Here is a 1,787-nt window from a genome sequence, read left to right as displayed (position 1 = left end):
AAAAAATTCATGAACATTTCCGGGTTTGATTTCTACGTTTTGTCCTGAGAATTTTTGGATATAATCATTAAAAAAATCAATAGACTGAATTATAAAATATACCCGATTTCCATCGGTGGTCCATGGTGATCCTAAAGATGCTGGAGATAAATCATTTTCTAGGTCTACGTGTAAAGAAGTTTTTTGGGTCGTTTGATTGAAAATTAGTAGATATCTATCTTTATTTCCTCTTAAAAATGAAATAACGAGGAAGTTATCAATGGGTAAAACGGAAATAAATTGAGATACTAAATTTTGACTTGTAATCAATCGATTCTTATCATTTGAAGATAAAAAATGATTATTGGCCTTAAGTTGAAAATTACCAAAATCAAACAAAAAAGTTTTGTTTAGTTCCTCGTTTTTACTGTCTAAAATATTAACCATAAAGGTATAGGGTCGGTAAAAAAGAAAATTTGAATTTCCGAGGGAAATAAAGCTGTTTGCTTGTAGGTATTTCCCAATATTTTCCAGCTCTGGTTCGATTTTTAGGAGTCTAGTTTCTTTTTCGTCATTAGAAAAAATATAATTGAATCCCTCTATTTCGGGATCATTTGACATATAAAATAGAAATTTATTTTCTGAAAAAGCAAAATTTGAATTATTTAATAAATGTTGTTTTTCCGATAGAAATTGGCCCTCGTGGTCAAATTGAAGTATCTTTTTAAGGTTAGTATCTTGGATAATAATTTTGTCATCAGATACAAAAAAGTCATTGATATTTGAAAATTCACCTGGTCCTTCTCCGGACGAATAGATTCCATCAAGGTATTCACCTTCGGATGAAAAAATCTGAATATTCTGATAATCAATGTCTCTTACAAAAATTTTATTTTTCATAAATTGAAATTGGTAAGGAGACACAAGTGGATTTTCCTCTGATTCTTTTAATAGTGTATATTTTGGATTTTGAAAAATATCCGAAAGCTTACTGTTTTCGATAGGATTACTGAGATCAATATTAATAGGCGTGATGATCTCTTTTGATTTTTCCTCGACACAAGCTATTGTGAAAAATAAAAGAATGAAAAAACGGTAAGCTATTTGAACAAATTTTCGATGAAACTGCCTGCCAATTTTTGGCAGGCAGTTTATTGAGAAAATATTTAACATGGGATTTGACCTTCTACATCACAGGAAGCAAGAGAATTAATAACACAGCGATGTGTTTCAATTCCTGATTCAATGCAAGTTTTAGGTTCAGATTCGTACCCTGGAGTTGGACCTGAACCACCCATTCCTTGAGAAATTGCAATCATGGGGCTTAACGTAAAACCTAAAACACCTAATCCTAAAATTAACTTTTTCATGATAAAATAAATTTAGAAAAACAGATCCTCCCCGAAAGGAGCGGCTAGCCAATCGACTAACTACTTCGAACATATTATTATTATTATTATTATTATGCAAGAAATCAGATTTGAATCTAAAGTAAAATTAGTTTATTTTTTGATAAAAGGAATGATTAATATTTAAGTGGCTAGTTATAGGTTGACTAATAGTATAATGTGAATTGTAAATAAGAATTTTTCAGGTTTTTGAATCTAAATCATAAAACTTCAAAGTATTGGTATTCCAGTTGACATTGACCAAAAAGTCTTTGTATCGAACTAAGCCGGTACTGATATTGGCGGTTAGGCTGTCGATGGGGATGCGGAGAATTTCTCCACTCGCTTGAAGTTTGGCGATTTCGCTAGACTTTGGTGATTTCGAGCAAGCAAATGCGATCAACAGAACGAACACTAGTG

Annotated in this window: 3 protein-coding genes; all 3 read right to left on the bottom strand. The window is 31.5% G+C overall.

Features of this window, described 5'->3' with window-relative positions; genetic code table 11:
- Positions 1 to 1,152 (bottom strand): 6-bladed beta-propeller (locus FL972_RS16315; protein WP_144607049.1); only part of this gene is annotated, 1,152 nt, incomplete at its 3' end.
- Positions 1,146 to 1,349, bottom strand: coding sequence for a hypothetical protein (locus FL972_RS16310; RefSeq protein ID WP_144606935.1), 204 nt, complete (start codon positions 1,347 to 1,349; stop codon positions 1,146 to 1,148). The genes FL972_RS16310 and FL972_RS16315, both read right to left, overlap by 7 nt.
- 220 nt (positions 1,350 to 1,569) lie before the next feature.
- Positions 1,570 to 1,787, bottom strand: a 218-nt coding sequence (locus FL972_RS19470) for a hypothetical protein (RefSeq protein WP_186300133.1), incomplete at its 5' end; no start/stop codon positions are given.

It is taken from the genome of Algoriphagus algorifonticola (genome assembly GCF_007655305.1).
Lineage (GTDB): Bacteria > Bacteroidota > Bacteroidia > Cytophagales > Cyclobacteriaceae > Algoriphagus > Algoriphagus algorifonticola.
The sequence above is the reverse complement of the archived record's forward strand: the minus strand, read 5'-3'. Positions and strand labels throughout refer to the sequence as shown.